The organism is Gimesia aquarii, from assembly GCF_007748175.1.
Lineage (GTDB): Bacteria > Planctomycetota > Planctomycetia > Planctomycetales > Planctomycetaceae > Gimesia > Gimesia aquarii_A.
On record NZ_CP037422.1, the window covers coordinates 1,983,075 to 1,999,639 of the forward strand.

General features: G+C 43.9%; 16 protein-coding genes. 11 read left to right on the forward strand and 5 right to left on the reverse strand.

What is annotated here, in order from left to right:
* Positions 1 to 1,560, forward strand: coding sequence for a glucose-6-phosphate dehydrogenase (gene zwf / locus V202x_RS07970; protein ID WP_145172812.1), 1,560 nt, complete (start codon positions 1 to 3; stop codon positions 1,558 to 1,560).
* A gap of 32 nt (positions 1,561 to 1,592) precedes the next feature.
* Here the strand turns inward: zwf and V202x_RS07975 are convergent, their stop codons facing one another.
* From V202x_RS07975 to V202x_RS07985, 3 genes are all read right to left on the reverse strand, one after another.
* Positions 1,593 to 1,997: a VanZ family protein gene (locus tag V202x_RS07975; protein ID WP_145172814.1), complete on the reverse strand. Its 405-nt coding sequence runs from the start codon at positions 1,995 to 1,997 to the stop codon at positions 1,593 to 1,595.
* Positions 1,998 to 2,048: 51 nt separating this feature from the next.
* Positions 2,049 to 3,311, reverse strand: a complete 1,263-nt coding sequence (locus tag V202x_RS07980) for a pyridoxal phosphate-dependent aminotransferase (protein WP_145172815.1) — start codon at positions 3,309 to 3,311, stop codon at positions 2,049 to 2,051.
* Positions 3,312 to 3,424: 113 nt separating this feature from the next.
* Positions 3,425 to 4,171 carry a hypothetical protein gene (locus V202x_RS07985; RefSeq protein ID WP_232098907.1) on the reverse strand — a complete coding sequence of 249 codons (747 nt, stop codon included), beginning with the start codon at positions 4,169 to 4,171 and terminating at the stop codon, positions 3,425 to 3,427.
* Positions 4,172 to 4,271: 100 nt separating this feature from the next.
* On the opposite strand from V202x_RS07985, the gene V202x_RS07990 reads away from it, so the two are divergent.
* Entirely contained in the window at positions 4,272 to 4,877 is a 606-nt protein-coding gene (locus tag V202x_RS07990; protein ID WP_197993285.1) for a methylated-DNA--[protein]-cysteine S-methyltransferase, read from the forward strand.
* Between the two features lie 54 nt (positions 4,878 to 4,931).
* On the opposite strand, the gene V202x_RS07995 is transcribed toward V202x_RS07990, so the two are convergent.
* Positions 4,932 to 5,786: a hypothetical protein gene (locus tag V202x_RS07995; protein WP_145172819.1), complete on the reverse strand. Its 855-nt coding sequence runs from the start codon at positions 5,784 to 5,786 to the stop codon at positions 4,932 to 4,934.
* Positions 5,787 to 6,161: 375 nt separating this feature from the next.
* On the opposite strand from V202x_RS07995, the gene V202x_RS08000 reads away from it, so the two are divergent.
* Positions 6,162 to 7,058, forward strand: coding sequence for a YHS domain-containing protein (locus tag V202x_RS08000; RefSeq protein WP_197993286.1), 897 nt, complete (start codon positions 6,162 to 6,164; stop codon positions 7,056 to 7,058).
* Positions 7,059 to 7,193: 135 nt separating this feature from the next.
* Here the strand turns inward: V202x_RS08000 and V202x_RS08005 are convergent, their stop codons facing one another.
* The gene (locus tag V202x_RS08005; protein WP_197993287.1) at positions 7,194 to 8,006 is read right to left on the reverse strand and encodes a DUF255 domain-containing protein; all 813 of its coding nucleotides are present in this window, start codon (positions 8,004 to 8,006) and stop codon (positions 7,194 to 7,196) included.
* A 970-nt stretch (positions 8,007 to 8,976) separates the two neighbouring features.
* On the opposite strand from V202x_RS08005, the gene V202x_RS08010 reads away from it, so the two are divergent.
* The 8 genes from V202x_RS08010 (at position 8,977) to bamD (ending at position 16,521) form a co-directional block, all read left to right on the forward strand.
* The gene (locus V202x_RS08010) at positions 8,977 to 9,507 is read left to right on the forward strand and encodes a hypothetical protein (protein ID WP_145172825.1); all 531 of its coding nucleotides are present in this window, start codon (positions 8,977 to 8,979) and stop codon (positions 9,505 to 9,507) included.
* A 137-nt stretch (positions 9,508 to 9,644) separates the two neighbouring features.
* Positions 9,645 to 10,574 carry a DUF692 domain-containing protein gene (locus V202x_RS08015; RefSeq protein ID WP_145172827.1) on the forward strand — a complete coding sequence of 310 codons (930 nt, stop codon included), beginning with the start codon at positions 9,645 to 9,647 and terminating at the stop codon, positions 10,572 to 10,574.
* Positions 10,571 to 11,449 (forward strand): DNA-binding domain-containing protein, encoded by an 879-nt coding sequence (locus tag V202x_RS08020; protein ID WP_145172829.1) that lies wholly within the window; start codon positions 10,571 to 10,573, stop codon positions 11,447 to 11,449. The genes V202x_RS08015 and V202x_RS08020 overlap by 4 nt, the downstream gene beginning before the upstream one ends.
* A 395-nt stretch (positions 11,450 to 11,844) precedes the next feature.
* Positions 11,845 to 12,561 (forward strand): peptidoglycan recognition family protein, encoded by a 717-nt coding sequence (locus V202x_RS08025; RefSeq protein ID WP_232098908.1) that lies wholly within the window; start codon positions 11,845 to 11,847, stop codon positions 12,559 to 12,561.
* A 62-nt stretch (positions 12,562 to 12,623) separates the two neighbouring features.
* Positions 12,624 to 13,400: an alpha/beta hydrolase gene (locus tag V202x_RS08030; protein WP_145172831.1), complete on the forward strand. Its 777-nt coding sequence runs from the start codon at positions 12,624 to 12,626 to the stop codon at positions 13,398 to 13,400.
* Positions 13,401 to 13,622: 222 nt separating this feature from the next.
* On the forward strand, positions 13,623 to 13,931 hold the full coding sequence (locus V202x_RS08035) for a hypothetical protein (RefSeq protein WP_232098909.1): 309 nt from the start codon (positions 13,623 to 13,625) through the stop codon (positions 13,929 to 13,931).
* A gap of 353 nt (positions 13,932 to 14,284) precedes the next feature.
* A complete protein-coding gene (gene recO / locus V202x_RS08040; RefSeq protein WP_145172833.1) occupies positions 14,285 to 15,031 on the forward strand; it encodes a DNA repair protein RecO in 747 nt (248 codons plus the stop codon).
* Positions 15,032 to 15,075: 44 nt separating this feature from the next.
* Positions 15,076 to 16,521, forward strand: coding sequence for an outer membrane protein assembly factor BamD (gene bamD, locus V202x_RS08045; protein WP_197993288.1), 1,446 nt, complete (start codon positions 15,076 to 15,078; stop codon positions 16,519 to 16,521).
* Positions 16,522 to 16,565: the final 44 nt, after the last annotated feature.

Sequence of the window (16,565 nt, forward strand, 5' to 3'; positions counted from 1 at the left end):
ATGGCCAATTCTAATCCTTCTATCGATTTGACAACTGCAACCATTCTGATTTTTGGCGCCTCTGGTGATTTGACAGCCCGGAAATTAATTCCCGCATTGTATGACCTCTGGAGTGAAGGATTTCTTTCAGCAGATCTTCCCATCATAGGCTTGGCGCGACGGTCAAAGACAGACGAACAATTTCGAGACGAGCAGCGCGATACAGTTTCGAAATTTACACGTACGGACACTGTGACAGATGAAAAATGGACTGCATTTTCCAAGCGGCTCTTCTACCGTGAAATTGATATCACAGCTGAAAGTGATCATGCGAAACTGAAAACTTCAATAGAAGCAGTTGAACGTGAAGTACTCGGCGACATCATCACCAAACGTGTCGCTTATCTGGCAACAGCACCTTCTTTATTTTATCCAGCCGTTAATGCATTATCCCAAGCGCAGATGGTGCCACGCAATTCAGAAGAAGAGTGGTTACGAGTGGTCATAGAAAAACCATTTGGCCATGATCTACAGTCTGCACAAGAACTGAGCCAGCAATTAAGTGAACTACTGGGTGAAGACCAGATCTATCGAATTGACCATTATTTAGGCAAAGAAACCGTTCAGAATATTCTGCTGTTCCGATTGAGCAATTCGATTTTTGAACCCTTGTTAAATCGTAATCACGTTGATCATGTACAAATCACAGTTGCAGAATCACAGGGAATTGAGCACGGGCGGGGCGGCTATTATGACCGTTCGGGAGCATTACGAGACGTGTTACAAAATCATGTTCTACAACTTTTATGCTTAATTGCCATGGAGCCTCCCGCGCTTTTCAGTGGAGAGGAAATTCGTGATGAAAAACTGAAAGTCTTGAAAACGCTCTCACCAGGAACTAAAGGTGATATTTCGGAATGGGCTGTCTCCGGTCAATATACAGCAGGGCAATCGTTTGGACAGGCAGTCCCAGGGTATCGGGAAGAAGAGCGCGTGCCTGCTGACTCTCACCGAGAAACGTTTGTTGCAATGGAAGTAATGGTCGAAAACTGGCGGTGGGAAGGGGTTCCCTTTTACTTGCGGACGGGTAAGAGAATGCCTGAGCGAGTCAGTGAAATTGCCATTCAATTTAAGCACCCACCAATGAACCTCTTTACGACCGTAGAATGCGATGGTGATATCTGCTCGCTGGTTGAACGTAAACCGAATGAACTCATTTTCCGCATTCAGCCTAAAGAATCGATTTCCATGAAGTTCTCGACAAAACGTCCTGGTATGCAATATCAGATTCAACCCGTCGAAATGGATTTTGCATTTGAAGACGCCTATCACAAAAGCTTGCCTGAGGCATACGAACGGTTATTGATGGATGTGCTACGTGGCGATTCCACTCTTTTTACTCGGAGTGATGAACTGGAAGCTGCCTGGAAATTCGTGACGCCGGTTCTGGAAGAGTGGGAAAAGACGGGCCAAACTCCTGAGCCTTATTATGCGGGAACCTGGGGACCTTCGAGTGCGATGGCACTTTTGAATAAATCAAAACGCAGTTGGCGCACACCGTCGGCTACTGAAAAAGAATGATGTTATATTTTATCTAACATTAACACGTTTCACTAGTTTACATCATGGGTTTGAGAACGATTCAAGAGCCGCTGCAAAGGTTTTTGAATTAGCAGAAAGAGCAATATTCCTAACAGTGCCCCCACAGTATCAGCCACCCAATCATCTAAACTTGGCTGACGTTTTAACACCGAAATCCCCTGTAGTAACTCATCTACGACTCCGAACAGACTGACTCCCACAAATACAGCGAATAATCGTTTGAATGTCAGCTTGTCCCATTTGAGCGACAACCACCATGTCAGCAGAAATGAAAGACCTGCATAAGCAAGAAAGTGCAATGGTACATCGGTTCCCTGGGGGAGTGTCCCTTTTTTTAACGGGATATGAGTCGCCGTAAATAACAGGACCCAATAAAGGATGACCGCAGTGCGGATCAACGCTTGATAACGATTCATAACATCCTTGAAATTCTGTTTCTCATTCAGAATTGTATTGAGCAAAAATTCTTAAACCGCGTACGGCGACTGCAACCTGGCTGCTGGATTCGCTTCCAAATAGCTGGCTATACGCTCTGTTCTGGAAATGGCTTCCGGGATGAAATCGATTGCTTTTTCCAGTCGATCATTCGGTTCTGCACAACTGAAACGCAAAAATCCATGTCCAGCTTCTCCAAAACATTCACCCCCCAGACAAGCAATGCCGAACTCGTCATCGGCACCTTCTAATAAGTAAAGTGCCAGCCCGTGACTTGTCATGCCCAATCTGTTACAGACAGGGGCCACATTCACAAAGACATAAAATGTTGCATTGGGATCAAGGGCATGAAAATCATCGATCTGATTCAATTTATCCGTTAGCAGGACAACCTTCTCTCTGAATTTCAACATGACTTCATCACGCTCTTCGGAATCACAGTTCAACGCGGCTGCACCAGCAAGTTGCACCAAAGGAGGTGTACACGAAAGTGTGGTGTTGACCATTTTACCAATGGATGTAGCAACCTCTTCCGAAGCCACACAAAATCCTAATCGCCAGCCACTCATACTATACGATTTGCTGAAAGTATATGCGGAAACACATTGATCCATCATTCCTGGTTGAGCCAGAATAGAGTGATGTTTTCCTTGCCAGACCATATGACAATATGGTTCATCGCTAAACACAGCAATATTTTTTCCACGGATTAAATCGGCAATTGCTTTCAGATCGGATTCTTCAATCACCCCTCCAGTAGGATTATGAGGCGAGTTCAGGAAGATGGCTTTCGGAGCAGGATCATCAGACAAGAATTTTTCAATATCGGCAAGATCAGGACGGAAATCATTCGACTGCTTCAGATCCGACAGAACCATACGTGCGCCGCGACGTTCAATGTTTGGCAAGTAAGTCGGGAAATAGGGGCTAAAAACGAGTACGCCATCGCCGGGGTTCAAAAAGGCTTCACAAAAGAATTGCTCAAAAACTTTGGCACCAGGTCCAACAACTATATTCTCCGGTTTCGCGGCTACCTGAAATTCACGCGAGACAAAATCGGCAGCCGCCTTACGGAATTCGGGAATTCCAGGAGAAGCACAATAATGTGACTGGTTATTTTGAATCGCTTCAATACCTGTTGATTTTGCAGAGGCGGTACTGTCAAAAGGACTGTCTCCCACTTCCAACTCGACAACATCTTTGCCTTCTGCTTTTAACTGCTTTGCAACAGCCAAGACACTAAAAGCTGTTTCGACGGTAAGAGACTGAGCAAAATCGCTTAATGATAGAGCCACGAAGGATTCCCCTTTGATCTTGAAGTTTTCTGGAAGCACAATCGATGATGACTACTTTATAGGGGTACCCCCAATTTTGAAACTGGGCCAGCCCTCATTCTAAAAAACACTCTTTATTTCGTTGAAATTGCCTGTGCCAAAGGACGCAAGACCTGATCGATGACGTATTCATTCATCAATTGGTCTGATTTTTCTTTCAGATCCAGCATGGTCTCTTCTAATTTTGTTTCTGCTGAGAGACTACCATACTGTCTTAGCGTAAAGAATACGGAAAGTTGCTCATCGGAATAATCCTCACGTCTGACCTGATAGGCATTTGTACGAGTCTCAATTAACAAACGCGCCTGACAACGACAGGAATCGTCCAGACTGAGTGTGATTGATGGTTCGTAGTTCAGCGGCCGCGCTCTAGGAATCTGTAACAGGCTGTCAATCGCCTGATTCGATCCTAAGGCTTCGGCCACTAAAGCATCATGATTCCCACGATAAGAAAAATCAAAGCCCACGACATAATCCAGCGCTTCACAATCGAGAGGACTGATTGACAGCATATAAGGAACCAGTTCCAACATTAATTTATGTTGCTTCAAACAATCATCCGGATCTTTGGGTGAAAAGTACCCACTACTCACGCGCTGAGGTTCGAGAGAAATCCAACGTTGCTGCCCGGTCTCTTCTTTGTCTTCCTCAAGAATGAAACCGTTTTCGCCGCGGTTATAGAAATTTCGCATGGTTGGAAAAGATTTTTGCACCCGCTCAAAAAAATTCAGCACCGTTTCCCGAGATGAAGGTAGCGTCATTTCCGTGCATAAATTCAGATTGGTAAAGTATTCGTCGGACAACATGCTGTATGGATGCATAATCACTCTATTATCTTGTAAATTCAGTTTTATATGTTCTAAAATGAACGGCGGTTATTTTGTACTTTTGAGTCAAATCTATTCTATCGGAGACTTCCAGATGGGTCAAAGAACTGTTTCAGTTCCCAAATCGATTTCTAAAACAGCAAAGAAAGGCACTTCTAATGAGTCATTTTCATTAAAATTATCGATTTTTTCCACGGAAATCGGTTGGTGTGGACTCATGGGAAATTCCGAGGGCGTAGAAAGACTATTGATGGGACACCACTCCGCCGCCGACGTTCGCCAGGCAGCAAAGCAAGTCTTTGAAGAAGACCATAACGACTCAATCAATAATTTCGAGGAAACAAATTGGTTTCCAGATTTGTCAGAGAGACTCCAAGATTATTATCAAGGCGCGGTTGTCGAATTTCGGGACGTCAAAGTCAGTCTACCTCACATGACAAAATTTCAGGCACGCGTCATACGAGAACTTAAAAAAATAGGTTATGGAAAACAGATCACCTACGGAGAACTCGCCACCAAAGCAGGTGCACCTCGCGCCGCGCGTGCTGTGGGAACCGTAATGTCCACGAATCGAATTCCGATTATTATTCCCTGTCACCGTGTGGTCGCTTCAGGTGGAAAATTGGGAGGGTTTTCTTCACCTCAGGGAACATCGCTCAAACAGCACTTGCTCACACTGGAGTCAGAGGCGATTCAGTAGTAATTTGACCGAAACTTAGATTGAGTGTACAGAGAAAACTTTTCCGCTTGTCATTCAAGCAGATCTTCGGGATCGTATTTCTGATGTTGTTGCATCAGTTTGAGGCTGCTGCGGATTAGGGCGCTGGTTTTTCTGTGATTCCTGTTGGTCGAGCATGGCTTGTTCAAACAGGAAAATTCTTTGCGCCAAGCGATCAATACGACGGCTCACTGAAGATGAAGTCTGTTCCATCCCTGCTGAGACAAGAGTAATAACTCCCAGAAAGAGCAGCATTTGTCCGGCAGTACTGATCAGCCAGCCTGTAGAAGCATAATTCGCAGGTCCACCATAATAACCCCATAGAACGAGCGTGGTTCCAATTGTTAAAACAGCCACACCACCATACGCCATTAACTGGCCAACCAACCCCAACCAGTTCGGGCTTTGCTCATCGTCTTCGATCAAATCCTGAATATCACGATAATCAGATCGCAACCGTGGAATGGCCGCTTGTTGAAATGAAATTGATTCCTCGTGTATAGGTTCGCTTTCTAACTTCTGCTCTACAGGAATTGGTGTTTCCTGATAAGGAGTATTTGAAACTTGTGCGTGAGTTGATGTAGGTTTCTCATTTATTTGTTCCTTCACAGCAGCCTGTGGTGGAACATTTTCAAGGTCATTTTTTTCCGATTGCTCAAAGGGAGAAGAGGCAAACTGCGGACGTGACTCTACCTTGCTCAAAGGACCATACGGATCCAGGATCTCACGATTCGACCAACGTGCAAGCAAATTCCGGGCTTCCTGAGTCTTATCACTAATTCGTGTAGCTGCTGTCGTTCCCAGATCATTGCCACAGATTGCGCAATGGACTCGCTTGGAGTCGGTAGAAACTTCTGCAGCCACATCTGACTGGCAACTTGTGCACCACATAAGGCACCTGGTTTTTATAACTTAATAGTACGAGAGGGTTTGAGATATGTTTGAAGATAGGACTGATTTGGAGAGAGGCACTAATTATCAACACTTGAGCATTTCATGCAATACCGTTTTTAACTCTCACTACGGAAGACCATGATTCTTCAATTCAGCAAACTGCTGTTTGAGAGAACTGGAAAAAATTTTCAGAGTGTGAAATAGACCACAGATTGAGCTCTGTGACACGGCAATACTGATTACGTAAGTAATGGGAAGTGAAACATCACGAACCAAACCCAAGGCATTATTTTAAATGACGGGACAAAGGTTTGAATGGTAGTCTCACTCACAACGATAAAAATCCGATGCAAAAATTTCCAGGAGATGTCGATGAAGTTGACACCATTTGTAATGACGGTTGCGTTATTAGCATCCATTGTCTTAACAGCCGTTTCAATTGAAGCAAAAGAGGAACAAGTAGCTGATAAAGCCCCAGTGGCACTTAATGGAAATTGTGCTGTTTGTCTGGTTAAAAGTCAAAAAATGATCAAAGGGAAACCAGAGCATGCTGTGGTCTATGATGGTCGGACTTATCTGTTTCCGAATGAGGAAATAAAAAAAATGTTCGCAGCCAAACCAGAAAAATTTGTCCCTGCGTTAAATGGTGATTGCTCTGTCTGTTTCGCTCATCATGACGGTGTTCGCAACCCTGGTAAGGTGGATCATGTGAGTTTTTATCAAGGACGAGCGTTTTTATTCCCCAATCAGCAGATCAAATCGATATTTGATCAATCGCCACAGAAGTATGCTGATGTTGACCTAGCACACAATGGAAAATGTATTGTCTGCAAAATCGATGGAGGAAAAGACGTTCCAGGCAAACCAGAATTCACCGCCATTTACCATGGTATGCGTTACCAGTTTCCCAGTGAAAGTGTTAAGCAAAAATTCCAGGCCAACCCTGCTAAATACGTATCTCAAAAAGAGGGTGGCCAGAAAACGAGTAGTACAAACGCAATCGGATCTCAATTGGTTTCGATCAATGGCACAACAGGTTGTGCTGCTTGTGAATACGGGGTCCATCCTAAAAAGGACCCCAAAGAGCTAGGACTCGCAATTAAGAGTAACGATGGAAAAGTCTATGTGATCGAAGGAGCACATGCTTCGTATCCTGACCTTTATAAGAGCCGGTTCCAAAGCATGAAAGTGAGTGTGAAAGGGAAACCAATTGCGAATCAAGGCAAGTTTGTCTGGCTCGAACCACAGTCGATTGAAAAGATTCAGTAACCTACAAAAAAATCAGCCTGCTGATTCAAATCCAACAGGCTGAATTTAGTGATTTTTAAAACTACACCTGGCAGCGACATCGTTCCTCTCCCTTCCAACCTAAGAAGAGGAATTGCTGTCAGGTGTTTTTTATACTTATGGGTGTAAAAGGTATCCTGCCGGGTTGGCAGAAAACCGATCCCGCTGATCAGCAGAGGTAAAAAACACGAGTTTCTCTCGATAGACCCCACCGACATGTGGATCACCTTCCACTAATTGGCTTTTTTCCAATTGTGAGACACGGCAGTTTCCTTCAAAGGCAGGCCAGTATCGATCCGGATTTGAGTCGAACTTCTTTTTGTTCGCTGCGGAAGCGAAACAGACCTTCCGTTGCTTATATTCAGAAGTAAAATTTGGAATACCTTCAACAAGCCGTTGATCATCCAACATACTCACCAGGCAAACATTCTTGAATGCAAATTGAGAGACCACCTGTTTCTGACTCATTTTCTGAATCTTTTCGGTAGTACGAACTGGTACTTTACGTTCATGATTAGCAAGACATACTTTGTTGAGATGCCCTGTCATTTCTCCAGCAGCAACGTAGCCAGAAATCTTCTTCACAATTTTTAGTTGAGGCGTAATGATAACAGTCGTTGGTAGCCCTGCTACACCGATGGCTTCAACTAACTCTGTATTCTGGTCAGCATCGACTCGAATCGGAATAAAACAGGAATTGACATGTTTTATCACTTTCTGATTCCGATAAGTCTCTCTCTCCATCTTGTGACAAAATCCACACCAGGATGCTCCAATTTGAATGAGCATGGCTTTTTCTTCAACACGAGCCTGTTGAGCAGCTCGTTTCAAATTGGTTTGCCACTTGATTTCTTCACCCTGAACATACTGGGTGAAAAATGTTATAAGTATGAAGCTGAGTGTTACAGCGATTAAACTTGGTACACGCACAATAAAACCCCTTTTAAAACAGGCCCAGAAGTCCTACACGGTTTTACATATCGGATAGATTTGATGGTTTATTCAATTAACAGGAATGTTCTGGTTCATATTTTTGTAATTGATATGAGACTTGTAACGGTTAGTAAAACATAATGAAAAGTGACCTTCCCATAAACTAGCTAAAACTCCTGAATTAACGCAGGCACGTGCTGAACTCTGAAAGAGTTGACATTCAACAGCGCGACTCACTGAACTCAAAGCCGAAGTACCACCTCGAGTTGCAAATTACTATTTATGATTTTTTGGAGGTAAAACCAGCAAACAATTGATTGACGCAAACCAGCCTGATTTCAAATCGCATGTAATTTTAGTAATGCCTCTTATCGAATCAGAACTTACAACCTTTTCTTCTGAATAAATCAATGACCGCAAATGCAAATTCGATTGGAGCCTTTCTTTCTTACGTCAAATGAAGCGATCAAGTTGATTTTAAAAGGCAAATATCCAGGGCCGTGACATACAAAAGGCATCTCACGTGATTGCTGACATTCTTCTCCAATTAAAAATTCTTGTTCTGTTAACAAGAAGGATCAGTCTTGTATCGGGTACACGTATGATTTGTGCTGCGAAGTGTTTGATTGGGAGTTCTGGATCTTGTCTTACTCATTCCATTTGGAGACCGTATGTCTCTACCTTTTATATCGAGATTCGAGCAATACGATCCTGTGAGCTAACACACAACTACTCAGAATGCTGTTCTGTTGCAGAGTTAGTTCTATTATGAAATACGTTAAAACAGCTGAGTTAAGAAAAAAATTTGTATCAAAAAAGAAATGGAAATTTTTAGCGAATTCAATCATCCGCCGTTTAAATTCTGCAGAAAATGTGAGATAACTCACAGAACAAAAGAGCAGACCTTTCTACTTTGGGTTCATTGTATGAACTTGCATCACCCCAACATAAAACAATGAGGAAATCCATGAAACGCCCTGAACTCAATCGACGTGATTTTAACCGACTGACATTTGCTGCATTTGGTGGCATGGTAGCAGGCTCAATGACTGGCTGTCAGCAAAAAGCACCAGAGCAACCTGCTGCTTCAGAGACACCAGCTGCTGGTGAAGAAGCTGGTAGTACCACCCGGGATGACAAAGATGATCACGATCATGGTGCTGATGACAAGGATTCCAAAGATGTGAGTTTGTTACTGACTGAACCACATGTCTGTCGTGGTTTAAACACTTGCAAAGGAACCCATGCCGGTGTGGAAAATGATTGTGCGGGTCTCGGAGCTTGTGCCTCTGTTGCAGAACATGCATGTAAAGGTTCCAACGAATGTAAAGGCCAAGGTGGCTGTGCTTCTAACCCTGGAATGAATTCTTGTAAAGGAAAAGGAAGCTGCAGTGTGCCATTGATGCCAGATGCGTGGAAATTGGCTCGTGCTGAATTCGAAATAGCAATGGAAAAAGCTGGCAAAAAAGTTGGTCCTGCCCCTGCTCCCAAAAAATAAGTTTTACTTTTGCTATAATAAAACAGGCTCCTTGATCAATTTAGTTGGTCTGGAGCCTGCTTTTATTACAAGCACGCATTAGCAAACTTTGTCGATTCGGATAAGAGTCCCCTTACTGAAAGTCGGAGTGAGGACATATGTTAAAACCACGTCTAGGACACGACAATCTGGGTTTGGGAGTCGGACTGCGAACCGTACACTTCGCCCATATTCTGGAACACCAGCCAGAAGTAGACTGGTTTGAGATCATCTCAGAAAATTTCATGGACTCTGGGGGAAGACCGCGGGCTGTGCTGGAGCAGATCGCGGAGCGTTATCCTATTGTGATGCACGGTGTCTCACTTTCAATTGGAAGCACCGATCCTCTCAATCGCGATTACCTGAAAAAACTGAAATCTCTAGCAGAATCAGTCAACGCTCACTGGGTTTCGGATCATGTCTGTTGGACTGGTGTTGCAGGCCGTAATACACATGATCTGCTGCCAATCCCCTACAATGAAAGTACGCTTTCGCATCTCGTTAAACGAATTCGAACCGTTCAGGAAATTTTGGAACGTCCACTTGTTCTGGAAAATCCTAGTAGTTATCTGGAATTTAGAGACTCAACAATGAGTGAGTCTGAATTTGTTTGTCGGATGGCAGAAGAAGCGGAATGTGGCTTATTGCTGGATGTGAATAATGTGTATGTCTCCAGCGTGAATCATGAATTCGATCCTATAAAATATGTTGAAGCAGTTCCCGCGAAACGAGTTGTACAATGCCACCTGGCAGGACATACCAACTGTGGAACCCACTTAATTGATACACATGACGGCAAGGTAATTGATCCCGTCTGGGAGTTATTTCAGTTATTACACCAGAGAACTGGAGGAGTTTCCACATTGTTAGAGTGGGATGCCGATATTCCACCATTTCCTGTTGTGCATGAGGAAGTTCTGAAAGCCAAAAATTACATGGATGAGAATTTGAGCTCGTTCGAAAAAGGAAGTACAGAAGAAATGGTTACGAACACAACCTCAAAGGCGATCCCTCACCCGGCATCATTCATTACGGCTGAAGTGGAATGAGTAACGAATCGCGTAATCTGGATCAAATTCAACGTTGGATGCAAACCGTTATCAGTTGGCCGACCGGTGTCGAAGCTGGCATCGCTTCTGAAGAGGCACAAAATAAGATTCCATTGGAAAGTAATGAGCTGGAAACAGTGATTACCGCTTCCAGCCAACTGACTAGTCTGGAGCGGATGGGTATCTATGCCAATGCGTATTATGCGCGTCTACTGGAATGCTTAAGCGAAGAATTTCCCGCTCTGGTTTGTGCAATGGGAAAAACGGCCTTTGGTGCCTTCTCGATGGAGTTCCTTCAGAAATACCCACCAACCAGTTATACGCTCAGTGAATTGGGAGCTCATTTTCCTCAGTTTTTAAGAGAAACCAAGCCAACTTCCGAGGATGGTGAATTCAACTGGACCGACTTTTTGATTGAAATCGCCATGTTGGAACGCGTTTATAGCGAAGTATTTGATGGCCCGGGCATCGAAAGAGAAACGCCGCTCACTACAGAGGCTTTAAATTCGATAGAGCCAGAAGCCTGGCCTGAAGTTCGCCTTCAAATGGCTCCCTGTTTTCGTTTACTTCAATTTCAGTTCCCCGTTCATGAGTATATTTCCAGCGCACGACAGGGAAATTCACCTCCCATTCCAGAACAGCAAATCACCTATCTCGCGATTACACGCAGAAACTTCATTGTCCGTCGGGAATCTATTTCTCAGTCGGAATACTTCCTGTTATCAAAGCTCAATCAAGGCTTAAAAGTAGGAGATGTGATCACTCAATTTGCTGAGTCAGGCCTCATGGAACCAGGTCAGTTGGATTCAAAACTCCATGACTGGTTCAGACACTGGATGGCTTCTGGTTTCTTTATCGATTTCTGTGATGCGTGATATGTATGATGAATCGCGAGACTTCTGAAGGCCCCTTCGACACTATGAAGGCATAGATTCAGTCTCATTTATAAAGAGCTCTATTTTTCGTCAAAATCGTGTCTGTTGCGCAATATAGGTAATTTGAAGCACGTAGGTAGAAATTGCATGCACTTTTTGTTGCTAATTTAGAGACTTTAGATCGTTGAATCTTTTGATTCAGGCTGCCTTTTCCATTTCAAAGAACCACAGCATAAACCACCAACACTCCCCGCATTGACACAAAATACGCTCGGAATTACAGTCCCGACTTAGAAAATTACTTAGCAGAATAATTTTATTGATTTCTTTATACTTCAAACGAATTGATAAGCACATTGGTTGTCAGGGAGGGCAGCATTTTGAAGGGCATCATAATGTGTTGCGTTGCAATGTTGCCGGCCTTAGAGATCGCAGGATGTACCCAGCAAACATCCTTGCCTCCTGTGACCATTAACGGACCTGCTCAGCAACCACAATATCCAGCTCAGGTTTCCAAACCAGCTCCCAATACGCCGTTGTTTATCACACCACCAACAATGGCACTTGAACCACAAAATCCCTGGAAACCTGAAGTTGAAACACGTGACTGGGAATATATCGTAATTCATCACACCGCTTCATCAACTGGAAGCGTTGAAAGTATTCACGAGCTTCATAGCAAGAAAAAAGATAAATCCGGCAATGCTTGGCTGGGCATTGGCTATCACTTCGTCATTGGAAATGGGAACGGCATGCCCGACGGTGCAATTGAATCGACATTCCGCTGGCGCGAGCAGATGCATGGTGCGCATGCCGGAAATAATGAATACAATCAGAAAGGGATTGGCGTTTGTCTGGTAGGAAATTTCGAAAATGAACCTCCTACGGAAGCACAATTGGCAGCTGTTAAGAAACTGGTTGGAGTTCTAAAAACCGAATATCACATTTCCAGTGAAAACGTACAAGGGCACCGCGATGTCAAAGCGACAGCCTGTCCCGGAAAATACTTCCCCATGAGCGAAGTGGCAGCTGCCATTGATCTCCCTGTATATGGATCCATTCCACCAAAAACCCCAAATCCACACACAAAAGTTCAACTTGCTCAGGAATAAACTACTGTTACTCCCCCACATTTAAGACTCCTCTAGACTGACTTACTGAAAGTAAAATGACAATGGATTATACGCAACGTCTTAAATGGATTAAAAATGTGTTCAATGGAGAGAGAGTCGCATTCACGCCTCCTCTTCCTGTTGACAGAATGTCTGAAAATGACAATCAGTCGAATGTGATAGTCAGGTTACCGATTAAGCATGTCGCCCTGTTTCGTCCAGAACATTACGAGCCTGAATATGCCTATCCTTTGGTCATCTGGTTACATCCTGATGGTGGTTCTGAACAGGATCTGCATGAAATCATGCCGCAAATCAGTCTCCGAAATTATTTAGGGCTCTCATTTCGCGCCCCCGCAATTGACCCTGCTGCGCCCACTAATGGCTATCACTGGCCCGACAGTCACCTGTTTGTGAAGCAGTTTGGTAAGCATGTCCGAAACACAGTCCGCGAGCTGCAAAAAATTCTTAACATCCACACAGGACGAATTTATCTGGCTGGAACTGGCACAGGCTGTTCTGTCGCCACAAAACTACTCATTCAAACTCCCCGTTTCTATGCAGGAGCGGCTTTACTCAATGGGCAATTCAATAAGAGCGATTTCCGAAGCGAGGCTCCTTGTAACTTGAAAGGCAATCGGATTCTTCTGGACCAAAATATCACTCACAATTCCAAGGACCAATTTTCGCCCCAGAGGGTTACTCGTATGTGGGAAACAACGGGTGCGGAAACTCATCTCCTGAATTCTTTTCAGCCTGATCTAAACGACAAAACAGCTTTGCTGCCGTTTCTGAATCGTTGGATTATGGAAGGAATCTCTACTGCCCGACTCGTTTAGACAGCTTCAAACGTTTTCCTCTATAGTCGCTAATAGAACAATTTGTACAGGTCTAATTGAGACGATTAATCGGTTTGTGCAGAATTATCCTGTTGTAACACCCTCGATCAGGTCGATGAATAAAGCGGAATACTGAATATCTCAGGATTCCTTTCGTACAAAATCAATCTCAACCTATCTCGGGTTGATTACTTTATTCTACTGACTGGCAAGGAGAGAACTATGATGGTGCGGCGTCTCATGCTCGCAGGTTTGTTCCTGTTTGTGGTTGGGTTGGCCACGTCTACTTTTTCATCTTCTGATGCAATGGCAGCTGGTCGAGGACAACCCGCAGACTGGAAACGATTTTACTATTATCCCTATGTCTATTATCCCCAAAACTTCCAAAGACCACAGGGGAGCTATGACAACCTGTATTACCGCTATCCGGAAAGTATGAGAATTCCGGTTTACAATCAGAATTGGCATAATTTTTATCCCAGTGATCGACCTTATCACAAAGGAAATCACTTTAAGCTCGATGTTTTCTAAAGTTCGCGACTTGGATGATTTGACCTTTCCGGTGAAAGACACATCATCGATTAAATAACTTCGGGCCGAAATTTTTGCCATACTCTCTTCTGAAAGTATGTCTCCATTTGAGCGCTAGTTGTATTTATTACAACAAAAAAAGCCTGCGATTTAGTCGCGGGCTTTTTATTTTTGTAAGCGTAAATCATGATTCCCCCCTCATTTCTCCTTTTCAGCGTAGAGGGTGCGCTTCTAAAATCAAAGATTCAAGAAGAAATCGGAATTTGAGGAACTGAATTCGCAGAGACAGCGATTCAGAGTTTCATAATTATCGTACGACCAACTAAACCCGGTAATATAGCCTGACCTCATCAATGTCCAACGAAAAAACCGAAGGTTTGATTATTCGACTGGCCGACTTTAGTGAGTCCAGCAAAGTCATTACCTGGTTCACCAGGGACTTTGGAAAAATTGCGTCGTTGGCAAAAGGTGCAAAAAGGTTAAAAAGCTCGTTTGAGGCTGCTATTGACTTGTTAGCCACATGTCGGATAGTCTTCATCCGAAAATCATCCGGTGGTCTTGATCTTTTGACCGAAGCCCAACTGGTGAATCGTTTTCGTCCTTATCCTGGAAATCTTTCCAACTTGTATGTGGGGTATTACATTGCGGAGTTATTAGACGCTCTCACTGAGGAATATGATCCACATCCAGAGCTGTTTGATGCAGCATGTGTCGTATTACAACACTTGCAAGAACATGATGATTATCAGAAATCGTTAATTATTTTTGAGTTAACTATATTAGAAGAGATCGGCCAGCTTCCTCAGTTCCAGTACTGTACCGGCTGCAGTCAAGAACTGGGAGAATTGGAATCGTATCTCTATGACGCAAATAACGGGGGCTTGTATTGCCAGCATTGCGAGCAACAGCGACACGGAAAAGTCCGGGTTTCCCGTGGTACAATTACAATTTTACAAAAACTAACCGTCGAGAATACACTACTTTCCCAGCGATTGAACTTATCACTCCAGCAACAACGAGAGATCAGGCAATTGCTATCAACAACCATGTCTCATATCCTGGGTCGTCGTCCTAAAATGGCACCCTACCTGCAACTATAAACAAACAATTCATTTCCCTCTGGTGGAAGTCAGGGATGACGACCATGTCCATATACCAATTAAATTACCTATTTCGATGCGTGCAGCCTGCAATACGCCTTTGTGTTGCACTCATGCTATGTGGGTTGATCTCTGGCTGTACGATGTTTGGTGATCGCTCCTCCGATTTCGCAGCCTGGAAACCTCCCTGGTCCAAAAAAAGTGCAACTGATAATCCTTCGATTGATGGAATTCGCGGTCCAATGCAACGAGTGATGCAGACCGCACTCTGGAAAAAGAAAAAAGATTCGACATTCATCGAACCGGCATTAGGGGCACGAGAATTCAAGCTGGCAAACGAAAAATTCCAGGCAAAGGAATACAAGGCGGCTGAAAAAGAATTCAAAGCCATTGTGAAGAAATACAAAAATGATCCGATCCGAGAGGATGCCCAGTTCATGGTGGCAGAATCTCAGTTTGCACAAAAAAAATACTCATGGGCACAAGATGGATATGATCAACTTTTGATTGATTTTCCTTCCACACGCCACTTAGACCAAACCACAAAACGATTGTTTCATATCGCCCGCTACTGGTTGCAGGAACCATCGATCGTTACTGGTAACGATATTCAACAGGTCAATTTAGAAGATCCTGGTTCAGAAACTCCTGAAATTCCCAGTGATGGCAAACAAAGAGAATCACGCTGGGCTCTGGTTCCTAATTTCTTTGATCGTACGCGTCCCGTGTTCGATACAGAGAACCGCGCATTGGAAGCACTCAAATCCATTTGGCTCCATGATCCGACAGGTCCTCTCGCTGATGATTCATTAATGCTTACCGCCAGCTATTATCTGAAAAAAGGGCGTTATATGGACGCCGACCGTACATTTAGTCTACTACGTGAAGAATATCCCAAAAGTCCTCATCTTAAAGATGCGTTCATGCTGGGAACCCACGTGAAACTGATGTCATACCAGGGTCCTCAATATGATTCTACCGTCCTGAATGACGCAGGTGAGCTTAAAGAGACCACTCTCCGTCTCTTTCCTGAATCAGAACGAGCCAGACTCAAAGAAGAGTTGAAAAAAATTGAAAAAGCGAAGGCAAAGCGAGATTGGGAAACGGTTCAATATTGGATGCGTCGAGGTAAGCCAAAGTCAGCCGCCATTTATTGCAACTTACTGATTGAAAAGTACCCGACTTCCAGCTTTGCTAACGAGGCCCGTGAGTTACTGTCAGAACTTGGCGAGGAAAATACCAACCACCTCTGGGCGAACTACGCAACACCAAAGAAAATGGTTCAGCAGCAGCCAGAACCTAAGAGATCACTTGTACCAAGTTTACCTTCATTTGGAAATACGCCACCCACTCCATCAAAGTCAACTAGAGCTCCTGCAACAAATCAGGAACTGGAACCACCGGCTCGCTTGAGATTGGATGAGCTTGAAGAGCCAATCAGGAGAATTCCCATCGAAGAAGATTCGAAACCAGCAAAAATAAAACTCTAATCACTTATCATTTCTTAGTGGAATGTCTGTTATCTATCGAAAAT

Excerpts from the sequence above, each read along its gene's own strand:
- zwf (WP_145172812.1), top strand. The coding sequence starts at position 1 with ATGGCCAATTCTAATCCTTCTATCGATTTGACAACTGCAACCATTCTG.
- V202x_RS07975 (WP_145172814.1), bottom strand. The coding sequence starts at position 1,997 with ATGAATCGTTATCAAGCGTTGATCCGCACTGCGGTCATCCTTTATTGG.
- V202x_RS07985 (WP_232098907.1), bottom strand. The coding sequence starts at position 4,171 with ATGCATCCATACAGCATGTTGTCCGACGAATACTTTACCAATCTGAAT.
- V202x_RS07990 (WP_197993285.1), top strand. The coding sequence starts at position 4,272 with ATGGGTCAAAGAACTGTTTCAGTTCCCAAATCGATTTCTAAAACAGCA.
- V202x_RS07995 (WP_145172819.1), bottom strand. The coding sequence starts at position 5,786 with ATGTGGTGCACAAGTTGCCAGTCAGATGTGGCTGCAGAAGTTTCTACC.
- V202x_RS08000 (WP_197993286.1), top strand. The coding sequence starts at position 6,162 with ATGAAGTTGACACCATTTGTAATGACGGTTGCGTTATTAGCATCCATT.
- V202x_RS08010 (WP_145172825.1), top strand. The coding sequence starts at position 8,977 with ATGAAACGCCCTGAACTCAATCGACGTGATTTTAACCGACTGACATTT.
- V202x_RS08015 (WP_145172827.1), top strand. The coding sequence starts at position 9,645 with ATGTTAAAACCACGTCTAGGACACGACAATCTGGGTTTGGGAGTCGGA.
- V202x_RS08020 (WP_145172829.1), top strand. The coding sequence starts at position 10,571 with ATGAGTAACGAATCGCGTAATCTGGATCAAATTCAACGTTGGATGCAA.
- V202x_RS08025 (WP_232098908.1), top strand. The coding sequence starts at position 11,845 with ATGTGTTGCGTTGCAATGTTGCCGGCCTTAGAGATCGCAGGATGTACC.
- V202x_RS08030 (WP_145172831.1), top strand. The coding sequence starts at position 12,624 with ATGGATTATACGCAACGTCTTAAATGGATTAAAAATGTGTTCAATGGA.
- V202x_RS08035 (WP_232098909.1), top strand. The coding sequence starts at position 13,623 with ATGATGGTGCGGCGTCTCATGCTCGCAGGTTTGTTCCTGTTTGTGGTT.
- recO (WP_145172833.1), top strand. The coding sequence starts at position 14,285 with ATGTCCAACGAAAAAACCGAAGGTTTGATTATTCGACTGGCCGACTTT.
- bamD (WP_197993288.1), top strand. The coding sequence starts at position 15,076 with ATGTCCATATACCAATTAAATTACCTATTTCGATGCGTGCAGCCTGCA.